The sequence below is a fragment of the Psychrobacter sp. TB55-MNA-CIBAN-0194 genome, assembly GCF_040309505.1.
Taxonomy (GTDB): Bacteria; Pseudomonadota; Gammaproteobacteria; order Pseudomonadales; family Moraxellaceae; genus Psychrobacter; species Psychrobacter fozii.
Window position 1 is genome coordinate 1 of record NZ_JBEOOW010000069.1, and the last position, 359, is coordinate 359.

Here is a 359-nt window from a genome sequence, read left to right on the forward strand (position 1 = left end):
GTGGTAAGCATCATTACTGCCGCTTTGCGACCATTGAGATATGCCAAACGTTGACTATCTAAGCTAAGCTGAGGACTGGCAGCATAGCCTCCCGTCGATATCAGCGCGGCGTTGCCCGTGGCAAAGCTATAGCGATAAATGCTTGGGCGACCAGCGCGGACTTTATCACTGGTATAGACAAAGCTCTGCCCATCGCTGGCATAGCTTGGCTGCACTTCAGTACTCGGTAAAGTGGTAAGCTGTTTGGTACTGCCATCACTGAGCTGCATTTCATAAATATCGGCATTGCCGCCAACGGTTGAGCTATAAAGCAGCTTTTTACCATCGGGTGAGAATGACGGTGATAAATTGCTACCTTC

Annotated in this window: 1 pseudogene; it reads right to left on the minus strand. The window is 49.6% G+C overall.

What is annotated here, in order from left to right:
- Window positions 1-359 (minus strand): annotated as a pseudogene (locus tag AAEY75_RS14290) (Xaa-Pro aminopeptidase); the annotation flags it as partial.